Raw genomic sequence first — 18,115 nt, forward strand, 5'->3', positions numbered from 1 at the left:
CCCGCATGGTCAGCGTCCACCCACTTGTGGGGGTGAGTCGCCGGCCCGGTGGCACCATGTCGCCATGAGGACCCGGGGCCGCAGCCGCGTCCTCCTCGTGCCTGCCGCGCTGCTGCTCGCTGCCTGTACGGGCCCGCCCACCACCTCGCCCGAGAGCGTGTCGCCACCTCCCGGCTCGACCCCCGCGACCCCGACGACCGAGCCGTCGACGGACCAGCCCGCGCCGACCCCGGACGAGGACGCCGGGCCGGTCCGCATCGCGGTCGTCGGCGACATCCACTTCGAAGGCCCGCTCGCCAGCAGGCTGCAGGACCCGGCCACCGCACTTGCGCCCGTGGCCGACGCCCTCTCCGCGGCCGACCTCACGATCGCGAACCTCGAGACCTCGGTCGGCACCGGCGGGCGACCCGAGCCCGGCAAGCGGTTCACGTTCTCCGCGGGACCGGAGGCGTTCACCGCCCTCGCCGCCGCCGGTGTCGACGTCGCGACCATGGCCAACAACCACGCGCTCGACCACGGTCGCGGCCGCTTCCCGAGCACCTTCCGGGCGATCCGCCGCGCCGCCGAAGCGGACCAGCCGCTCGAGGTCGTCGGCATCGGTCGTGACTCCGACGAGGCGTTCGCCGCGGCGGTGCACGACGTCCGCGGCACGATCGTCGCAACGATCGGCGCGTCGGTCGCCGACCAGGACCCGACGGCCGACCCGACGGGCGACTGGGCGGCCACCACCGACCGTCCCGGCATCGCCGTCGCACTCGACCCGGCCCGGCTCCTGCAGGGGGTGCGTCGCACCCGCAGGGTGGCCGACGTGGTCGTGGTCTACCTCCACTGGGGCATCCAGGGGGAGCGCTGCCCGAGCCCCGACCAGCGCGCGCTGGCGACCTCGCTCGTCGAGGCGGGCGCCGACGTCGTCGTCGGCTCGCACGCCCACCAGCTCCAGGGCGACGGCAGGCTCGGAACGGGCTACATCGCCTACGGCCTCGGCAACTACGCCTGGTACACCCCCGGCGACGCCACCACGTCACGCACCGGCGTGCTCCGCCTGACGGTCCGCCCCCGCACCGACGACCCCCGTCCGCCCTACGTCGTACGCGCTGCGTGGGAGCCCCAGCGCATCAGCGCCGACGGCCTCGCGGCCACCACCACCGGGCAGGACGCCACTGACTTCCGCGCGGACCGCGAGTCGCTGCGCCAGTGCTCGGGCCTCAGGCCCTGACCCTCAGCGCGGCGCGAGCCACGCCAGCAGGAGGCGGCCGGTGCGCTCGAGCTGGGCCGGCGACACGACGGACGGGACATCGCCGGCGTCGTGGTAGCCGGCGTACGGAGTCGACCCCAGGCGCGCGCCGGGCAGCCCTTCCCTGACGAACGACCAGTGGTCGCTGCTCTGCTGCTCGGGGTCGGCGACGGTCGCCACGCCCGCCTGCCGGCCGGCCGCGAGCAGGCTGCGCTGCACCGGGTCGGAACGTCCCGCGGAGCCGACGGGCACCCGTGCCCCCACCCCGACGCGGTCGAGGGACACCATCGCGCGGACGGCCCGCCGCTCCGCAGGACCGAGCGCGGCGACGTACGCCCGCGACCCGAAGTGGTGGTTGTCGTCGCCCGGGCCGCGCGGCTCCTCTGCGCCGAAGGCCACGAACACGACCGGCAGCCGCGTGCTCCGCACGGCCGCGGCCTCGGCGGCCGCAAGGAGCACGCCGACACCCGAGGCGTTGTCCTCGGCCCCCGGGGCCTGCGGGACCGTGTCGAGGTGCGCGCCGACGACCAGGTGCGGCTCGGTCGGGTCGAAGCCGGTCGGGGTCGCGACGACGTTGACAGACCTTCCGGCCGGTACGGCCACGCCCCATGACTCCCCCGCCGGTGCGTCGACGGGCCGCAGGTCGACGTCGTAGCCGAGCCGGGTGAACCTGCGACCGACCCAGCGGGCCGCGCGGTCGTAGGCAGCGCTGGTCGCCTCACGCGGACCGACCTCACCTGCCAGGAACCGGATCGTGGCGACCGCGGTCGCGACGTCCAGGTCGTCGGGGGCCAACGCCTCGTCGACCGCCGGTTCGGTCTGCGTGGGATCTCCGGTCGGCCCGGTCGGCGACGCAGTGGCCCCGGTGACCTCGCCGAGGTCGTCGCCGGTGGCGGGGGGCGCCTCGCGCAGCGCCCGGGTGGCACGGTCCACGAGCTGCGCATCGGCCTCGGTCACCAGACCGCCCCAGTAGAGGAGCGTCCCGTCGCGGACGATGCCCACGCCGCCCATCTCCTCCATCGACGTCGTCACCGAGCCGGCTGACGCGTCGCAGGTGTCGTCGGCGAGCCGGACGTCGGCGAGCGCGGCACACAGGTCGTCGCCCGGCTCGGCGAGCTGCACCAGCGTCAGGCCGTCGCCGTAGTCGGACGACACCCGGTCCGCCGACACGGTGCTCGACTGCGCTTGCGCGCCGTCGAGGACCGGCGCGAACACCGGGAAGTCCACCCCTGCGGGAGCATCCGACCCGGGCACCTCGCCCGGAGCGTCGGTGTCGCCGGAGCACCCCGCCAGGACCACGACGGCGGCGACGAGCACCGCCGAACCCGTCCCCCGTCGTCCTCTCACGCCGTCAGCCTGACAGGCGCTCGGTGAGGTGGACCTGAGATGACGAGCAGCGCCGCCCCGGAGGGCGACGCTGCTTCGACGGGCTGCCGAGTGCCGGCGGCCGCTCAGTCCAGGTAGTCGCGCAGGACCTGCGAGCGGCTCGGGTGCCGCAGCTTGGACATCGTCTTCGACTCGATCTGGCGGATCCGCTCGCGGGTCACGCCGTAGACCTTGCCGATCTCGTCGAGCGTCTTCGGCTGGCCGTCGGTGAGGCCGAAGCGCATCGACACCACGCCCGCCTCGCGCTCGGACAGCGTGTCGAGCACGGCGTGCAGCTGCTCCTGGAGCAGCGTGAACGACACCGCGTCGGCCGGGACGATCGCCTCGGAGTCCTCGATGAGGTCACCGAACTCGGAGTCGCCGTCCTCGCCCAGGGGCGTGTGCAGCGAGATCGGCTCGCGGCCGTACTTCTGGACCTCGATGACCTTCTCGGGGGTCATGTCGAGCTCCTTGGCCAGCTCCTCCGGCGTGGGCTCGCGGCCCAGGTCCTGGAGCATCTGGCGCTGGACGCGGGCGAGCTTGTTGATGACCTCGACCATGTGCACCGGGATGCGGATGGTGCGCGCCTGGTCGGCCATCGCGCGGGTGATCGCCTGGCGGATCCACCACGTCGCGTAGGTCGAGAACTTGTAGCCCTTGGTGTAGTCGAACTTCTCGACCGCACGGATCAGGCCGAGGTTGCCCTCCTGGATCAGGTCGAGGAAGAGCATGCCGCGACCGGTGTAGCGCTTCGCGAGCGAGACGACGAGTCGCAGGTTGGCCTCGAGGAGGTGGTTCTTGGCGCGACGGCCGTCCTCCGAGATCCACTCGTACTCCTCGAGCATCTTCGGGCTGATCCGGCCGCCCTTGGCGAGCTTCTCCTCGGAGAACAGGCCGGCCTCGATCCGCTTGGCGAGCTCGACCTCCATCTCGGCGTTGAGGAGCGGCACCTTGCCGATCTGCTTGAGGTAGTCCTTCACCGGGTCGGCGGTGGCACCGGCCACCATGACCTGCTGCTCGGGCTCGTCGGTCTCGTCGGCCGCGGAGACGGTGAAGGCCTGCTTCTCGTCCTCCTTGATCGTCGGGTCCTTGGCGACGTCCTTCTCGAACACCTCGTCGGGGATGTCCGGCAGGACCTTCTTGCCGTCGGGTCCGACGACCGGCGCCTCGACGGTGCCGAGGTCGACGGCCTCGTCGGCCGGGGCGCCCGTCGTCCTGGCAGCCTTCTTGGCCGCGGTCTTCTTCGCGGGAGCCTCGGCGGCCTTGGCGGCGGCGGCCTTCTTGGCCGGCGCCTTGGCAGCGGCCGCGGGGGCCGCCTTCTTGGCCGGAGCCTTCTTCGCCGTCGACGTGGTCGACGCACGCTTGCTCGTCGCAGCGACGGCCCGGAGGCTCGTCGCGTCGATCTGCACCGAGATCCCGAGGCCGCTCAGGTGCACGAGCAGCGCCTTGAGGTGGCGAGGCTCGACGCCGGCGTCGTCACTGGCACGTCGTACGTCCTCGGGGGACACGGTGCCCGTGGGGGTCGCGGCGGCGACCAGGGAGGTGATGGAGGGGTGCGTGAGCACCTCGGCGGGGAGCAACTTGCGTGCGTGTGAAGACACGAACACCTCTCGTCAAACGACTTCGGGGCGCGGCGAGGCCCGGTGACGTCAAGAGCCGCGTCGTCATTCTGCCACGGACGACCTGAAGCGCCGAACCCGGTCAGTCAGACCCGCGCGCTGCGGCCTTCTTGGCCTTCTTGAAGTCGCGCACCTTCTGCAGCGACTCGGCGTCCACGACGTCGGCGACGGAGCGGTGTCCCTCGAGCGCGTAGTCACCGACAGCGGCCTCCCAGCCCTCGGGGCGTACGCCGAGCTGCTTGGCCAGCAGCGCGACGAAGATCTGCGCCTTCTGCTTGCCGAAGCCGGGCAGTGCCATCACCCGCTTGAGCAGGTCCTTGCCGTCAACAGCCTCGGTCCACAGGCGCGACGCGTCGCCGCCGTAGGTGTCCTCGACGATCCGGGCGAGCTCCTGGAGGCGTGACGCCATCGATCCCGGGAACCGGTGGATGGCCGGCGGCGTGGACGCCATCGCGGCGAACTGCTCGGGGTCGGCCGCCGCGATCGCGTCGGGAGCGAACGTGCCGAACCGGTCGACGACCTTCGCGGGACCGCGGAAGGCGTGCTCCATCGGGTACTGCTGGTCGAGCATCATCCCGGCCAGCAGCGCGAAGGACGAGTCGTCGAGAACCTTGTCGGCGGCCGGGTCGCCGGTGATCTGGAAGCCCATGAGCACATCATCGCCCACCCCCGCCGCGACGTCATGCGGAGAGGGCGAGCGGATGCCCCGTCCGTATGACGTCCGGGGCCTGCGTGACTAGGCCTTGACCGCCAGGACCGGGCAGGGGGCGTCGAGGAGCACGCGCTGGGCGTTGCTGCCGAGGATGAGCTTGCCGACGGGCGAGCGACGGCGCAGGCCGATCACGAGGAGCTCGGCCTGGTTGGCCTCGGCGATGCTGATCAGGTCCTCGGCCGGCTCGAAGCCCCGGACGAGCTGGCGGATGTCGTGCTCGACGCCGGCCTCGTCGAGACGGGTCTTGATGCCCGCCATGTCGTCCTCGGCGGCGCGGGCCTTGGACCCGTCGAACTCCTGCCCACCGCGGTGGGAGTTCACCACGACGAGCTTGCTGCCCCGCAGCTTCGCCTCGTTGATGCCGGCAGCGAGGGCGGCTTCACCCTCCGGCTTGGGGACGTATCCGACGACGACGGTGCCCATGGTGTCTCCTCTCGGCGCCCACCGCGCGTCGCGGTCGGCCTGTGGGCACCGTAACGGAAAACCCGCGGGGACGGACAGGCTGTGGACAGGGGCGCGGCGGGGGCATACCTCCGGCAGGGTGAGGCCATGCCCCAGCCCACGGTCGAGGACGTCGCGCTCCGCGCACCCATCGACCGGGACACCCACCGGGTGCTCCGCGCCGCCGTGCTCGAGCACGTCGAGGGCGAGTCCCGCAGGCGCTTCCCGGTGGTCCTGCACGCCGGCGTCCCGGGCCGCAGCGTGCGCCACGTCGACGATCCTCCGGTCGGCGACGCGGGCGCGCGCGCCGACCTCGTGCTCGCCCTCGTCGCCCGCGCCCGCGCGATCGGCCCGCGGCCGGTCGTCTGGCTCACCCGCCCCGGCGAGCTGAGCCCGCACGACGACGACCTCCGGTGGCTGGCACCCGTCACCTGGGCGTGCAGCGCCCTGGGCGAGCCGGCCGGGCTGGTCGTGGTGACCCGTCGCGGGTGGTTCGACCCGGTCAGCGGCGTACGCCGGGAGTGGCGCCGGCTGCGGCGCCACGGCTGATCAAGGCGCGCCGTCAGTCCCAGAGGTGGACCGGCTCGTTGCTGTGCATCCGCTCGCGGTAGTCGAGGAGCGTGGCGCGCAACGCGTCGAAGCGGTCCTCTCCCCCACGCTCGCGCACCCGCTCGACGAACCAGGCGGCGCCGCTGGTCTCGGCCTGGCAGCGCTGCTCGATGATGCCGAGGTAGCGGTCGCTCTCCTCGCTCGGCACGCCCCACGAGTCGAGCCCGGCGCGCGCCATCGGCAGCAACCGGCGCAGCACGAGCTCGGTCGCCCGGACCTGGCCGATGCCGGGCCAGTAGACCTGGGCGTCGACCCCCATCTGGGCGGCGACGTGGAAGTTCTCCTCGGCCGCCGAGAAGGACATCTGCGACCACAGGGGCCGCTCGCTCTCCGCGAGGTAGCGGATGAGGCCGAACCACAGGGCGGCGTTGGCGATGGTGTCGGCCACCGTCGGGCCCGCGGCGAGCAGCCGGTTCTCCACGCGGAGGTGGGGCATGCCGTCGGCGACGTCGTAGACGGGCCGGTTCCAGCGGTAGATCGTCCCGTTGTGGAGGCGGAGCTCGTGGAGGACGGGAGTGCCGCCCGACTCGAGCACCTCGAGCGGGTCCTCCTCGTCGGTGACCGGCAGGAGGGCCGGGAAGTAGCGGACGTTCTCCTCGAACAGGTCGAAGACCGAGGTGATCCAGCGCTCGCCGAACCACACGCGCGGGCGCACGCCCTGTGCCTTCAGCTCCTCGCTGCGGGTGTCGGTGGCCTGCTCGAAGAGCGGGATCCGGGTCTCGCGCCAGAGCTCCTTGCCGAGCAGGAACGGGGAGTTCGCCGACACCGCGAGCTGGACCCCTGCGATCGCCTGCGCAGCGTTCCAGTAGGCAGCGAACTGGTCGGGCGAGGTCTGGACGTGGAACTGGGTGCTGGTGCAGGCGGCCTCGGGCACGATCGAGTCGGCGGTCGTGGTGAGGCGTTCGCGGCCCGAGATGCTGATCGTGATGTCCTCGCCGCGGGCGGCCAGGATCTGCTCGGACAGCAGCTTGTAGCGAGGGTTGGCGCTCAGGCTCGACGGATCCATGTGGCCCTCGGCGAGGGTCGGCAGGATGCCGATCATCACCTGGTGGGCGCCGACCTTGGCGGCCTTCTCCTCCGCGTCGTTGAGCGAGCGCCGCAGGCTCTCCTCGAACTTTGTCAGACCGCCCTCGCGGAGCTTGGCGGGCGCGAGGTTGATCTCGATGTTGAACTGGCCGAGCTCGGTCTGGAAGTCGGGGTCGGCGATGGCCTCCAGCACCTCCGCGTTCTTCAGCGCGGGGTCACCGGCGTCGTCGATGAGGTTGAGCTCCATCTCCAGCCCGGTCATCGGGTCGTCGGTGTCGAAGCGAGAGTCGCGCAGCATGCGCGCGAAGACGTCGAGGTTGCGACGCACCTTCTCCCGGTGGCGCGTCCGGTCCGCCCGGCTGAACTCCTGCTGGTCGACCTCTTCACCCATGCCCGAACCCTAGTCACCCCCCACGTCGGCGGGAACCGTCCCGAAGGGCGGTCTCACGCCGCCGGATCGGCCGTCCGGGCCGAGGGTGGGCCGAGCCGTGGACGCAGCTCCTCCCAGGTGTCGGGCGAGGTCGCCGAGTCGAGCAGCTGGGCGACGAGTGACGCGAGCGAGTGGGTGGGCTCGACCTCGCGACACCGGTCGACCGCGCACCACGCCAGGGCACCGTCGCCGACCAGCCAGGCGGCGAAGGCCAGCACGGCGGCGGGTCCGGCGACGTGGCTCGACGGCACCCGTCGTACGGCGTCGGACCAGAGGTCGACGGCCCGTCGCGCGTCGGCGCGCTCGAGCCACGTCCACGCCTCGTCGCGCAGCTCGCCGCGCGGGAGCGAGACCGCGACGGCTGCCAGCTCGGACGAGGTGAAGGTCGTGCCGTGCTCGTGGTGCCGACGCACCAAGGCTGCGAGCGATCCCGCCGGCAGCGGGGACGCGTCGGCCACCGCGGCTTCCAGGTCGCGGGCAGCGCCGGCGTCGTGCTCGATGGTCGCCCTCAGTGCCTCGCGACTGGCGTGGGTCACCCGACCGTCGAAGACGCCCTGCGCCGTGAACGCGTGCTCGGCGAGGTCGAACGGGACACCGCGGTAGGCCGCGAGCGGCGCTCCCGGCAGCACGGCGTACCAGTGGGAGTCGTGGACCCGCAGCACCTCGCGCACCCGGATGCCGGCGGCGGTCAGCTCCTCGTGGAGCGACCACGCGGCCTCGTCGGCCACGGTCGTGTCGTCGTCGTAGACGATCACCACCACCTCCCGGACGCCGTTGTTGCGCGCGGGCCGGAGCAGCGCCTCGACCACGTCGTCGACGTCGTCGGGGTCGTGGGGCAGGTCGACCCGGGCGTGCATCCCGCCGGGTGAGCCGACGCTGATCATCACCACCGAGCGCTCGGGCACGAAGCCCAGCGCGAGTGGGGCGAAGGCGGCGAGGTCGGCCGGCGTGCGCGCCTGCAGGCGGGTCGTCGGGGGTGAGGTGGTCGTGGGGTCGGATGAGATGGGGTCCATGTCGGTGACGCTTCCCGCGGCCACCCACGTCGTACGCCCGGCAGATGGGACCCCTGTGGAGAAGCCGGGTCTGACTGGCCCTGTGGACGCCTCGTGGCCCGCAACGGTCGTGATCGACCGGCTGAGAGGATGACCGGGTGCGTGCGACGGCCTCGATCCTCCACCTCGACCTGGACGCGTTCTTCGCGGCCGTCGAGCAGCGGGACAAGCCGTCGCTGCGCGGCAAGCCGGTCATCGTCGGTGGCACCGGTGGGCGCGGCGTGGTGTCCACGGCCTCGTACGAAGCACGGAAGTACGGCGTCGGGTCGGCGATGTCCGGTCGCGAGGCGCGCGCCCGCTGTCCGCACGCGGCGTTCCTGAGCGGGCGCTTCCACGCCTACCGCGAGACGAGCCGCGCGGTCATGCAGGTGCTGCGCGACCTGTCGCCCCTCGTCGAGCCGCTGTCGCTCGACGAGGCGTTCGTGGACCTCGCGGCCGCCGACCTGCCCGACCTGGAGGTCGCGACGGTCACCGAGGTCGGCGCCGAGCTGCGCCGCCGCGTGCACGAGGTCACCGGCGGGCTCACCGCGACGGTCGGGATCGCCTCGTCGAAGTTCCTCGCCAAGGTCGCCAGCGAGCTCGACAAGCCCGACGGGATGACGGTCGTCCCACCCGGCACCGAGCTCGACCTGCTGCGACCGATGAAGGTCACGGTCATCCCCGGGGTCGGGCCGGCGACCAACGAGCGGCTGCGGCGCGCCGGCATCCACACCATCGCCGAGCTCGAGCAGGTCAGCGAGGACGAGCTCGTCCGGCTGCTGGGCCAGGCGCAGGGGCACGGGCTGTGGCAACTGGCCCGCGCGCAGGACCTGCGCCCGGTCGTCGCCGAGCGCGAGGCGAAGTCGATCAGTGTGGAGAGCACCTACGACGTCGACCTCAACGACCGGAAGCTGATGGAGGGCATCCTGACCCGCCAGGCGAAGGAGGTCGGCACGCGGATGCGCAAGAACGGGTTCTCCGGGCGCACCGTCTCGATCAAGGTGCGCCTGCACGACTTCACGACGCTGAGCCGGTCCAGCACGCTCTCGAGCCCGACCGACGACGGCGCCACGATCGCCCGCATCGCCCGCGCGCTGCTCGGTGACCTCGACACCACCGGCGGCGTACGGCTCCTCGGCGTCGGGGTGTCGGGCCTCGCCGACTGGGTGCAGGAGGACCTCTTCGGGGACGAGCCGGAGGAGGACGAGGTGGAGGTCGTCCTGCCCGAACCGCCGCGGCGCACGTGGCCACCCGGCGTCGACGTGGTCCACGACGAGATGGGGCCGGGCTGGGTGTGGGGCTCGGGGTCCGGCGTCGTCACCGTCCGGTTCGAGACCGCCGAGACCCCGCCCGGGCCGGTGCGGAGCTTCCGGATGGACGACCCCGCCCTCCACCGCTGGGAGCCCCCGCCGGAGGAGTGAGTCAGGCCGTCCGCAGCACCACCGGGTCCCCCGGCCGCAGCTGCGCGCACAGGTCCAGGTCGGCGTCCTCGACGACCGCGACGACCGGGTAGCCACCCGTCGGCGGGTGGTCCGCCAGGAACACGACCGGTTGCCCGGACGGCGGCAGCTGCACGGCCCCCAGCACCATCCCCTCGCTCGGCAGCTCCCCCGCCCGGCGCTCGACCCGCGGTCCGGCCAGCCGCAGCCCGATGCGGTCGCTGTCCGGCGCGACGGCGTACGTCGTCCCGTGCAGAGCAGCCCACGCGCCCGGCGCCAGCCAGTCGGCTCGCGGTCCGGGGCGCAGGCGCAGCACCGCCTCCCGAGGGCGTACGACGACCGCGGCAGGCGGCTCGGGCCACCGGCCCGGCGAGCCGAGGGCCAGCACCTGTCCGGCCGCAAGGCGGGGCGGCCCGACCCACGCGAGGGTGTCGGTCGAGCGCGACCCGAGGACCGGCTCCACGTCGATCCCGCCGGCGACGGCGACGTAGGAGCGGACCCCCACGAGCGCGGCGCCGACGGTGACCACGGCGCCCGCCGGCACCGTGACCGGCGCCCCGTGGGCTACCTGGTGGCGACCGACGCGCACGTCGCACCGCGCACCTGTGACGGCCAACGTCACCGCCCGACCCGTGCGCAGGACGATGCCGCCGATCGTGGTCTCGACGACCGCGTCATCGGGTGCCCCACCCACCAGTCGGCGGGCCAGGGCGGCCGCGCCCCGGTCGAGCGCACCGGCCCGGGCGACACCGAGGTGCGCCCAGCCGGTGCGTCCGAGGTCCTGCAGCGTCGACAGCGGGCCGGGGTCCAGCACCTCGACGCTCATGGCGCGACCTCGAACCGCACCCGGGTGCCCGGGGCCAGCAGTGCGGGCGACTCCCGACGCGCGTCCCAGAGCGTGGCCTCGGTCGTGCCGATCACGAGCCAGCCGCCCGGCGAGGCGGTCGGGTAGATGCCGCACCAGCGGTCGGCGAGGGCGACGGACCCGGGCTCGACCCGCGGCCGCGGGCTCTCCAGCCGCGGGACGGTGAGGTGGGCCGGGAGCCCGCCGAGGTAGGCGAACCCGGGTGCGAAGCCACAGAAGAGGGAGGTGAAGTCGGTGGCCGTGTGTCGCTCCACGACCTCGTCGGTCGAGCAGCCCCAGTGGTCCGCGACGCGTTCCAGGTCGGGGCCGTCGTAGGTCACCTGCAGCCGCACGCTCGGCCCTGAGTCGCTCAGGGACTCACGGTCCATCGGCGGCAGTGCGGCCTCCACAGCGGCGGGGTCGCAGCCGTCGAACAGCACCGTCGTCGCGGCCGGCACGATCTCCTCGGCGACCAGCCCGGACGCGCGCGCCCAGGCGGCCAGCGAGGCGGCGGCCACCGCGTCCCCGACCTCGACGAGGCACGCGCACTCGCCGACCGGGACCACCCTCACGCCACCCATTGTTCATCGAGCCGTCCGCGCGGCCGACTTGTGACGTGCCGGGAGGGTTTGGCAACCTCGTGGGCGCACACAGGTGAGGGGCTCCAGATGGTATGAGCATCAGGAGCCCCTCGATGTGCCCGGGGTGGTGACGTCCGAGCCACCGCACCGGCCTCCCGGCTCCCGCAGTCCCCGTCACCGGGCCTGCGCGGCGAGCAAGTCGCCGGGTGGAGCTGTTCGTCCGATCCGATCCCCAGCCCCGCCGAAGCGGTGCTGGTAGGGAGAGTTCTATGTCGCCGCGGGACCCCGCCGCAAGGGTTTCGTCGACAAACCTCGGGTCCCACAGGGTTCCCCACAGAACTCGTTCCGTGCTCCACAGGCTGAGCGTCGTCCGTGCACAGGTTCTCCACCGTCTTCTCGACCGTCACGACCAGCAGTCGGCGACGTCGAGCCCGGCCTCCTCGAGTGCGCGTCGTACGACCGTCGCGGTGGCGACCGCGCCCGGCGAGTCGCCGTGCACGCAGACCGAGTCGACGTCGACCGCGAGGACGACGGCCCGGGCGGCGACCGCGTCCGCATCGGTGATGAGCGCGCCGGGTGCGTCCCTCGGCAGCAGTCGGCCGTCGTCGGTGTAGCCGCGATCGGGGAAGCCCTCGACCCGCACGCCCCGACCCCGCTCCCCCGCCAGCGCGAGCAGCCGGGACCCCGGCATCCCGAGCACCGGCAGCTCGCCGGACCCGTCGAGCACCGCGACGGCCTGCACCTCGTCGACGGCGACGCGGTGGTAGAGCGCGCCGTGCGGCTTGAGGTACGCCACCCGCGCGCCCTCGGCCTCCGCGATCACGGACAGCACCTCGACCTGCTCGGCGACCTGGTCGCGCAGCACGTCGGGTGCGACGTCGAGGTCCACCCGGCCGAAGTTCTCCCGGTCGGCGTACGACACCTGGGCACCCACCACGACCCCGCGTCGTACGGCCTCGGCGCACACCGCCTGCATCGTGGCGCGGGTGCCGGCATGGAACCCGCAGGCCACGTTGGCACTGGTCACGACGGCCAGCAGCCCCGCGTCGTCGGTGACCTCCTCGCCGAGGTCGGCGTTGAGATCCACTCGTGCAGCCATGCCTGCATGTTCCCACCGCTGGAGGGGAACCCCTGAGAAGTCCCTGAGAGTTCGTCCCAGGTGCAACTCCACGGGGTACTGGCTCGTCAAGGCAGGTGAAGGCACCGAAATCCGCCGGCAGGCTCCAGGAGCAATCCGTCAGGGAATCCCGCAACGGACACGGGTGTTGGACCAGATGTGCGACACGGGGTGATCGCACGAGAAGCAGGAGGACGAAGATGAGCACTGCACAGGCCAAGCGCACCAGCACCACCCGTGAGATCGAGGGCCGCGACAGCGTCGGGCTCTACCTCGACGAGATCGCCCGCACCCCCCTGCTCGACGCCGAGACCGAGGTCGAGCTGTCCAAGACCATCGAGGCGGGCCTGCTCGCCCAGCACCTCCTCGACACCGGCCGGGTCGGACGCCGCAAGGGCGGCGCCCCGATGACCGCCAACGAGGAGGAGCTCGAGTGGCTCGCGGAGCAGGGACGGCTCGCCGTCGACCGCTTCATCGAGGCCAACCTCCGGCTCGTGGTGTCCATCGCCCGCAAGTACGGGCGCTCCCAGATGCCGATGCTCGACCTGATCCAGGAGGGCAACACCGGCCTGATCCGTGCGGTCGAGAAGTTCGACTACACCAAGGGCTACAAGTTCTCGACCTACGCGACCTGGTGGGTGCGACAGGCCATCACGCGCGGCATCGCGCAGCAGGCCCGCGTCGTACGCCTCCCGGTGCACGTCGTCGAGGAGCTCAACCAGGTGGGCAGCGCCCGTCGCACGCTCGAGCGCCAGCTCGGCCGCGACCCGGAGCCGCAGGAGATCGCCACCGAGCTCGGCATGGACCTCGACCGGGTCCTCGACCTCATGAGCTGGGGCCGCGAGCACGTCTCGCTCGACACCCCGGTGGACGAGGACGGCGACACCTCGCTGGGTGACCTGATGGCCCAGGAGACCGCACCCGGGCCCGACCTCAACTTCCTCGACGCCGAGGCCAAGCAGCGGCTCGAGGACCTGGTCGGGATCCTCGACCCGCGGTCGGCCGACATCGTCCGGGCCCGCTACGGCCTGGCCGACGGTCGTCAGCACAAGCTCGCCGACATCGGCGCCCGCCACGGCATCTCCGCCGAGCGCGTGCGCCAGCTCGAGCGGGAGGCCCTCCAGAAGCTGCGTCGCGCCGGAGACCCCGACCTCGCAGCCTGAGCGCCCGCACCACGTGTCACCGCGAGACCGCCGGACTGTTGTCCGGCGGTCTCGTCGTCTCCGGACCCGGCGCGTCGGACGACCACAACTGTGTCGGCGAGGACATCGCGAGCCTACGACTGACGTGTCCCCCTGACTTCTGGTCGTCCGACGCGCCGGGCAGGAGCATGCGCGGTCAGTACGCCGCGGACTCCAGGTCCGCGCTCGCGGCCCGTGCCTTCTCGACCACGTCGGGGGGCACGGGCCGTTGTGCTGCCAGCCGCGCCTGCCACATCTGTACGGCGACCACGCGGGCGGCGGCCTCCTCCACCCGCTCGCGGGACACCTCGCCGGAGTTGATCGCGTCGACCACGATCTGGTGGGTCACGGCGGTGTCGACCGGCATCAGCAGCAGGTCGGCCCCGGCCTCCAGGGCCTGGAGCGCGGGAGTGGGGCGGCCACCGACCGCGCCCATGCCGAGCGAGTCGGTGATCGTCACGCCATCGAAGCCGAGGTCGTCGCGCAGCAGGTCGTAGACCTCGGGCGCCATGCTCGCGGGCACGCCGGGCGCGATCGACGTCAGGTCGAGGTGGCTCAGCATCACCGCGGGCGCGGCATGGGCGATCGCGGACTCGAAGGGCGGGAGGTCGTGCGCCTCGATCTCGGCGAGCGTCGAGTCGACGACCGGCAGCGTGTCGTGGCTGTCGCTGGTGGCGGTGCCGTGGCCGGGGAAGTGCTTGACGGTCGACACGATGCCGGCGTCGTCGTACCCCTTGATCGCCGCACCGATCGCCTGCGCGGCGACCTCCGGGTCCTCGGACGGCGAGCGTGCGCCGATCGTCGGGTCGGCGAGACCGATCGTGACGTCGGCGACCGGCGCGAAGACCCAGGTGAAGCCGAGGCTGCGGAGCTCGAGACCGGTCGTCAGGGCGGCCTCGCGGGTGACCCGTCGCCCGAGCCGCGGGTCGGCCTGGATCGCGAGCCCCGCTGACTGGAAGTGCGGGAAGTCGGTCGCGATCCCCCGCAGGTGGGAGACGTAGCCGCCCTCCTGGTCGACACCGATCACCGGCGGGTAGTCGCGGCCGTCGGCGGCGCCGGCGTCGGCCAGCGCCGAGGTCATGGCGAGCACCTGGTCGCGGTCGGTGACGTTGTCGGACGTCACCGAGACGCCCGCGAGGTGCAGGTCGCGGACCATCGCCGCGGGCTCGGCGGGGTCGTAGCCGTGGAAGCGTCCGACGATCACTCCACCGGCGAGCTGCTCGGGCGTCCAGCCGCTGACGATCTCCTGCGCCTGCTCGAGCTCGCCGACCGTCGGGCCCCAGGAGGTCGGGGTGTCCGGGTCCTCGGGTGTCTCGGTGGCCGTGGGCGACTCGGCGGGCGCCGAGGACTCCGGGGACTCCGAGGGGCTCGCGGACGACCTGGCCGGCGAGGCATCACCGGAGGGGTCCGTCCCGAGGCCGGCACACCCGCTGACCAGCAGGACGCCGGCCGCGATCACGGCCAGGCGGGGTCGGAGCGGGGGCACGGCCGGGACGTTACCGGCCGCACCCCGGCGGGGAAGAAACGTCAGGCGCGTGCCGCGAGGCCGGCATGGATCTCCTCCACGCGGGCGCGCAGGTCGGAGAGCGTCCCGGTGTTGTGGATCACGTGGGTGGCGATCGCGAGCCGGACCTGACGCGTCGCCTGGGCGGCGATCCGGGACTCGGCGTCCTCACGGGTCCAGCCGCGGTCCTCGACCATCCGCGAGACCTGCACGTCGGTGGGGGCATCCACCACGATCACCTCGTCGAAGGAGCCGGCACGTCCCACCTCGGCGAGCAGCGGGATGTCGTGGACGACGACGGCACTGTCGCCGGCCGATGCCTCGAGCTCGGCGCTGCGGGCGTGGACGAGCGGGTGGATGATCGCCTCGAGCCGCTTGCGGGCGTCGGGGTCGCCGAAGACCAGCGCCCCCATCGCCGGCCGGTCGAGGTCACCGTCGGGCGTGAGGACCTCCGGACCGAACTCGGCGACCACCGCGTCGAGCCCAGGGGTCCCCCGCGCGACCACCTCGCGCGCGATCAGGTCGGCGTCGATCACGACCGCACCCAGCTCGGCGAGGATCGCGGACACGGTGCTCTTGCCGGAGGCGACGCCCCCGGTCAGGCCCACACGGACGGTCACTGGCGCTCCCCCACGACGACGGTCAGGATCTCGTGGAGCGTACGACGCTGTGCATCCGTGAGCACGTCCAGGACCCGCTCCGACGCCTGTCGTCGTACGCCCTCGATGCGCTCGACCAGCTCCCGGCCGGCGGTGGTGAGGCTCAGCACGGTCGCCCGTCGGTCGGTCGGGTCGGGGGCTCGCGCGACCCAGCCGCGCCCGGCGAGACCGTCGACGACATCGGTCGCCGAGCGCGGCGCGATCCGCAGCTCGTCGGCGAGCGTCGACGGTCGCATCCCGTCCTGGCTCGACGACAGCACCCGCAGCGCCCGGGCCTGCGACGGTGTGACGTCCCAGGCGGCGAGGGCCTCCAAGTGCTCACGGCGCACGCGACGAGCCAGTGCCATCACGAGGTCGCCGGTGGAGTGCTCGTGGTCCATGGGAATACCTCTGCTCGGTGCCGCGTTGCCCCCTCATAGTGAGGTTACCTCACTTCTGATTCCACACCAGAGAGGAGCTGGTCGCATGGCTGACCACCCTGACTCGCCCACCCCAGGTCGCGGAGAGCGGGGCCGGCGCGGCTCCCGCGTCGGGCGCCCCGATCCCGCCGACCTCCGCCAGCTGGCGGACTCTCCCGTCTCCCTGCGCCGCATCGCCCGGCTCTTCGCGCCGCACCGCGCCACGCTGGCCGTCGTCGTCGCCCTCATCGTGCTGAGCTCGGCCGTCGGCCTGGCCCAGCCCTTCCTCGTGCGCCACGTCATCGACGAGGCGCTCCCGCGCCAGGACGTACGCCTCCTGCTGGTCCTCGTCGACGCGATGCTCGGCGTCGCCGTCGCGACCGCCGTCATCGGCGTCGTCCAGACGTGGCTCTCGACCGCCGTCGGGCAGAAGGTCATGCACCGGCTGCGCAGCGACCTCTTCGCCCACCTCCAGCGCCAGTCGCTCGGCTTCTTCACCCGCACCCGCGGCGGGGAGGTGCAGTCGCGCCTGGTCAACGACATCGGCAGCATGCAGGGCGTCGTCACCCAGACCGCGACGTCGATCGCCGCCAACCTCACCGTCGTCGTCGGCACCGCCGTCGCGATGGTCGCCCTGAGCTGGCGCCTCGCGCTGCTCTCCCTCGTCGTGCTCCCGCCGGCCGTGCTGCTCACCCGGCAGGTCGCCCGGATGCGCCACCGGGTCACGGGCGAGCGCCAACGCCGCCTCGCCGACCTGCACGTCCAGATCGAGGAGGGACTCTCGGTGAGCGGCGTGCTCCTCACCAAGACCCTCGGCGCCTCGCCGCGGCTCACCGCCCGGTTCGAGAAGACCTCGGCCGACCTCGTCGGCCTCGAGATCCGCTCGCGCCTGGCCGGCCGTTGGCGGATGGCGACGATGAACGTCGTCTTCGCCGCCGTCCCCGCCGCGATCTACCTCGCCGCCGGCTTCCCCGCGACGTCCGGCGGGATGACCATCGGCACCCTGGTGGCCTACATCGCCCTCCAGGGCAACCTCTTCCGGCCGCTGATGGGCCTGCTCAACGTCGGCGTCGACCTCACCGCGTCGATGGCGCTCTTCAGCCGGATCTTCGAGTACTCCGACCTCCCCGTCGAGATCGACGAGCCCGGCACGCCGTCCCGGCTGGCCCGCGCCGACTCCGCGGGCGAGGTGCGCTTCGAGGCCGTCGGCTTCGCGTACGACGCCGGGCGACCCGTGCTCTCCGGCATCGACCTGCACGTCCCCGCCGGAAGCACGCTCGCGCTGGTCGGCGAGACCGGCAGCGGCAAGTCGACCCTGGCCTCGCTGGTGCCGCGGCTCCACGACGTGACCTCCGGCCGGGTCACCATCGACGGTGTCGACGTCCGCGACCTCGCGCTCACCGACCTGGCCGAGCTCGTCGGCGTGGTCACCCAGGAGACGTACCTGATGCACGCGAGCGTGCGTGACAACCTGCGCCACGCCCGCCCCGACGCGACCGACGAGCAGATCGAGCAGGCGGCCCGCGAGGCACGCATCCACGACCTGATCGCGTCGTTGCCGGAGGGCTACGACACGGTCGTCGGCTCCCGCGGCCACCGCTTCTCCGGCGGCGAGCAGCAGCGCCTCGCCATCGCCCGTACGCTCCTGCGCGACCCGGCCGTGCTGGTGCTCGACGAGGCGACCAGCGCCCTCGACAACGAGACCGAGCGGTCGATCCTCGCCACGCTCGACGACGTGACCCGCACCCGCACGACCATCACGATCGCGCACCGGCTCTCGACGGTCCGCAACGCCGACCGGATCGCCGTGCTGCACCGCGGCCGCGTGGTCGAGAGCGGCACCCACGAGGAGCTGCTGCTCCTCGGCGGTCGCTACGCCGACCTGGTGCGCGGCGGCCTCGGCGCCGAGCCGGTCGCGGCCTGAG

Annotated in this window: 17 protein-coding genes; 5 read left to right on the forward strand and 12 right to left on the reverse strand. The window is 72.9% G+C overall.

The window, feature by feature from the left end:
- Positions 1-64: 64 nt before the first annotated feature.
- A complete protein-coding gene (locus JI751_RS11100) occupies positions 65-1,216 on the forward strand; it encodes a CapA family protein (protein ID WP_201936240.1) in 1,152 nt (383 codons plus the stop codon).
- A gap of 3 nt (positions 1,217-1,219) precedes the next feature.
- Here the strand turns inward: JI751_RS11100 and JI751_RS11105 are convergent, their stop codons facing one another.
- From JI751_RS11105 to JI751_RS11120, 4 genes are all read right to left on the reverse strand, one after another.
- Positions 1,220-2,581, reverse strand: a complete 1,362-nt coding sequence (locus JI751_RS11105) for a M28 family metallopeptidase (protein WP_307814116.1) — start codon at positions 2,579-2,581, stop codon at positions 1,220-1,222.
- Positions 2,582-2,685: 104 nt separating this feature from the next.
- Positions 2,686-4,206 (reverse strand): RNA polymerase sigma factor, encoded by a 1,521-nt coding sequence (locus tag JI751_RS11110; RefSeq protein ID WP_307814118.1) that lies wholly within the window; start codon positions 4,204-4,206, stop codon positions 2,686-2,688.
- Positions 4,207-4,300: 94 nt separating this feature from the next.
- Positions 4,301-4,867 carry an HhH-GPD-type base excision DNA repair protein gene (locus JI751_RS11115; RefSeq protein WP_201936242.1) on the reverse strand — a complete coding sequence of 189 codons (567 nt, stop codon included), beginning with the start codon at positions 4,865-4,867 and terminating at the stop codon, positions 4,301-4,303.
- Positions 4,868-4,954: 87 nt separating this feature from the next.
- Entirely contained in the window at positions 4,955-5,353 is a 399-nt protein-coding gene (locus tag JI751_RS11120; protein WP_201936244.1) for a universal stress protein, read from the reverse strand.
- Positions 5,354-5,479: 126 nt separating this feature from the next.
- Between JI751_RS11120 and JI751_RS11125 the strand changes: the two genes are divergently transcribed.
- Positions 5,480-5,920, forward strand: a complete 441-nt coding sequence (locus JI751_RS11125; protein WP_201936245.1) for a hypothetical protein — start codon at positions 5,480-5,482, stop codon at positions 5,918-5,920.
- 13 nt (positions 5,921-5,933) lie between these two features.
- Here JI751_RS11125 and JI751_RS11130 read toward each other — a convergent pair whose 3' ends face one another.
- On the reverse strand, positions 5,934-7,397 hold the full coding sequence (locus tag JI751_RS11130; RefSeq protein WP_201936246.1) for a glutamate-cysteine ligase family protein: 1,464 nt from the start codon (positions 7,395-7,397) through the stop codon (positions 5,934-5,936).
- A 53-nt stretch (positions 7,398-7,450) separates the two neighbouring features.
- Positions 7,451-8,449 (reverse strand): DUF4192 domain-containing protein, encoded by a 999-nt coding sequence (locus JI751_RS11135; RefSeq protein WP_201936247.1) that lies wholly within the window; start codon positions 8,447-8,449, stop codon positions 7,451-7,453.
- A 137-nt stretch (positions 8,450-8,586) separates the two neighbouring features.
- Here JI751_RS11135 and JI751_RS11140 point away from each other — a divergent pair, with 137 nt between their 5' ends.
- Positions 8,587-9,888: a DNA polymerase IV gene (locus tag JI751_RS11140; protein ID WP_201936248.1), complete on the forward strand. Its 1,302-nt coding sequence runs from the start codon at positions 8,587-8,589 to the stop codon at positions 9,886-9,888.
- 1 nt (position 9,889) lies between these two features.
- Here the strand turns inward: JI751_RS11140 and JI751_RS11145 are convergent, their stop codons facing one another.
- The 3 genes from JI751_RS11145 to JI751_RS11155 all read right to left on the reverse strand — a co-directional run bounded on the left by JI751_RS11145 (position 9,890) and on the right by JI751_RS11155 (position 12,430).
- Positions 9,890-10,732 carry a 5-oxoprolinase subunit C family protein gene (locus JI751_RS11145; protein WP_201936249.1) on the reverse strand — a complete coding sequence of 281 codons (843 nt, stop codon included), beginning with the start codon at positions 10,730-10,732 and terminating at the stop codon, positions 9,890-9,892.
- The gene (locus tag JI751_RS11150; protein WP_307814120.1) at positions 10,729-11,322 is read right to left on the reverse strand and encodes a 5-oxoprolinase subunit B family protein; all 594 of its coding nucleotides are present in this window, start codon (positions 11,320-11,322) and stop codon (positions 10,729-10,731) included. The genes JI751_RS11145 and JI751_RS11150 overlap by 4 nt, the downstream gene beginning before the upstream one ends.
- Positions 11,323-11,734: 412 nt before the next feature.
- Positions 11,735-12,430, reverse strand: a complete 696-nt coding sequence (locus tag JI751_RS11155; RefSeq protein WP_201936252.1) for a 5-oxoprolinase subunit PxpA — start codon at positions 12,428-12,430, stop codon at positions 11,735-11,737.
- 218 nt (positions 12,431-12,648) lie between these two features.
- Here JI751_RS11155 and JI751_RS11160 point away from each other — a divergent pair, with 218 nt between their 5' ends.
- Positions 12,649-13,611 carry a sigma-70 family RNA polymerase sigma factor gene (locus JI751_RS11160; protein ID WP_201936254.1) on the forward strand — a complete coding sequence of 321 codons (963 nt, stop codon included), beginning with the start codon at positions 12,649-12,651 and terminating at the stop codon, positions 13,609-13,611.
- A 175-nt stretch (positions 13,612-13,786) separates the two neighbouring features.
- Here the strand turns inward: JI751_RS11160 and JI751_RS11165 are convergent, their stop codons facing one another.
- The 3 genes from JI751_RS11165 to JI751_RS11175 are packed head-to-tail and all read right to left on the reverse strand — an operon-like array spanning position 13,787 to position 16,172.
- Positions 13,787-15,115, reverse strand: coding sequence for a glycoside hydrolase family 3 protein (locus JI751_RS11165; protein WP_201936256.1), 1,329 nt, complete (start codon positions 15,113-15,115; stop codon positions 13,787-13,789).
- A gap of 41 nt (positions 15,116-15,156) precedes the next feature.
- Positions 15,157-15,753 (reverse strand): dephospho-CoA kinase, encoded by a 597-nt coding sequence (coaE, locus tag JI751_RS11170; protein ID WP_307814121.1) that lies wholly within the window; start codon positions 15,751-15,753, stop codon positions 15,157-15,159.
- The gene (locus tag JI751_RS11175; RefSeq protein WP_201936258.1) at positions 15,750-16,172 is read right to left on the reverse strand and encodes a MarR family winged helix-turn-helix transcriptional regulator; all 423 of its coding nucleotides are present in this window, start codon (positions 16,170-16,172) and stop codon (positions 15,750-15,752) included. The genes coaE and JI751_RS11175 overlap by 4 nt, the downstream gene beginning before the upstream one ends.
- 85 nt (positions 16,173-16,257) lie before the next feature.
- Between JI751_RS11175 and JI751_RS11180 the strand changes: the two genes are divergently transcribed.
- Positions 16,258-18,114, forward strand: a complete 1,857-nt coding sequence (locus JI751_RS11180) for an ABC transporter ATP-binding protein (protein WP_201936259.1) — start codon at positions 16,258-16,260, stop codon at positions 18,112-18,114.
- Position 18,115 lies beyond the last annotated feature (1 nt).

It is taken from the genome of Nocardioides baculatus, assembly GCF_016735675.1.
GTDB lineage: Bacteria > Actinomycetota > Actinomycetes > Propionibacteriales > Nocardioidaceae > Nocardioides > Nocardioides baculatus.

Bases quoted from the DNA above. Each gene is read 5' to 3' on its own strand.
- JI751_RS11175 (WP_201936258.1), bottom strand. From the start codon at position 16,172: ATGGACCACGAGCACTCCACCGGCGACCTCGTGATGGCACTGGCTCGT.
- JI751_RS11100 (WP_201936240.1), top strand. From the start codon at position 65: ATGAGGACCCGGGGCCGCAGCCGCGTCCTCCTCGTGCCTGCCGCGCTG.
- JI751_RS11120 (WP_201936244.1), bottom strand. From the start codon at position 5,353: ATGGGCACCGTCGTCGTCGGATACGTCCCCAAGCCGGAGGGTGAAGCC.
- JI751_RS11125 (WP_201936245.1), top strand. From the start codon at position 5,480: ATGCCCCAGCCCACGGTCGAGGACGTCGCGCTCCGCGCACCCATCGAC.
- JI751_RS11180 (WP_201936259.1), top strand. From the start codon at position 16,258: ATGGCTGACCACCCTGACTCGCCCACCCCAGGTCGCGGAGAGCGGGGC.
- JI751_RS11135 (WP_201936247.1), bottom strand. From the start codon at position 8,449: ATGGACCCCATCTCATCCGACCCCACGACCACCTCACCCCCGACGACC.
- JI751_RS11115 (WP_201936242.1), bottom strand. From the start codon at position 4,867: ATGGGCTTCCAGATCACCGGCGACCCGGCCGCCGACAAGGTTCTCGAC.
- JI751_RS11155 (WP_201936252.1), bottom strand. From the start codon at position 12,430: ATGGCTGCACGAGTGGATCTCAACGCCGACCTCGGCGAGGAGGTCACC.
- JI751_RS11160 (WP_201936254.1), top strand. From the start codon at position 12,649: ATGAGCACTGCACAGGCCAAGCGCACCAGCACCACCCGTGAGATCGAG.
- JI751_RS11145 (WP_201936249.1), bottom strand. From the start codon at position 10,732: ATGAGCGTCGAGGTGCTGGACCCCGGCCCGCTGTCGACGCTGCAGGAC.
- JI751_RS11130 (WP_201936246.1), bottom strand. From the start codon at position 7,397: ATGGGTGAAGAGGTCGACCAGCAGGAGTTCAGCCGGGCGGACCGGACG.